The 1,033-nt window shown below is 43.7% G+C and carries 1 protein-coding gene and 1 pseudogene; both read right to left on the bottom strand.

The annotated features are described in order from the left end of the window. A pseudogene (locus ACWHAR_RS23245) lies at nt 1-234 on the bottom strand (tRNA pseudouridine(38-40) synthase TruA); the annotation flags it as partial. Between the two features lie 9 nt (nt 235-243). Continuing rightward, nucleotides 244-1,033, bottom strand: a 790-nt coding sequence (locus tag ACWHAR_RS23240) for an energy-coupling factor transporter transmembrane component T family protein (protein ID WP_452087969.1), incomplete at its 5' end; no start/stop codon positions are given.

Below are 1,033 nucleotides of genomic sequence, written 5' to 3'. Positions count from 1 at the left end.
ATATGGCCATCTCTCAGCCGGGATAGACAGCGGAGTGTCAAAATGAATCACCTGTCCGGCTGCATGAACCCCGCTGTCTGTTCTTCCAGACGAAACTACTGGAATTCTGTCTTTTGACTTATGCAGGACAGCCAAAGCCTTCTCCAGTTCATCCTGAACCGTTCTTTTGCCCGGCTGAACCTGATAACCGTTAAACAAATGTCCGTCATAAGAAATCGTGCATTTCAGTCTCATACAGCACCTCTAAGCCCTTAAGAAAAATAACAAAGCAGCTAATACAATTAAGCTGACAATGACAGAAGTGTCTTTTCCTGTCCATACAAGCTTTCTATATTTCGTACGTCCTTCTCCGCCTTGATAGCCTCTTGCTTCCATTGCCACCGCAAGCTCTTCGGCGCGTTTAAATGCGCTGACGAAGAGCGGGACAAGAAGCGGGACAATAGCCTTCACTCTTTCTTTGACAGGCCCGCTTGTAAAATCAACGCCTCGCGCCATCTGAGCCTTCATGATCTTATCTGTCTCCTCCATCAGTGTCGGAATAAACCGTAAAGAAATTGACATCATAAGAGCCAGCTCATGAACAGGAAGCTTTAATTTTTTCAATGGGTTCAGCAGCTGCTCCATTCCATCGGTAATCTCAATCGGTGTGGTCGTAAGCGTTAATAAGGTTGTGATTAAAATCAAATAGACGAATCTAAGAGAAATGAATATCCCCTGAACCAGACCGCCCTCATAGACTTTGAAAAAACCTATTTGAAAGATAACCCATCCTTCATGTGTCATAAGGATGTGAAGAAGGAACGTAAAAAGGACAATCCAGATGATTGGCTTCAGCCCTTTCATTAAAAAAGAGAATGGAACTCTTGTTAAAGAAACGACGCCAACTGTAAATAAACCAAGCAACGCGTATGTCTGAACATTATTGGCTAAGAATACGATGCAGACAAATAAAAAGATCGTGATCAGTTTTGTTCTGGGGTCAAGCCGGTGCACAAGTGAAGTACCCGGTACATACTTGCCGATAATCATGCTG

It is taken from the genome of Bacillus sp. LR--39 (assembly GCF_053613335.1).
This window is presented reverse-complemented; position numbering and strand designations above follow the sequence as displayed.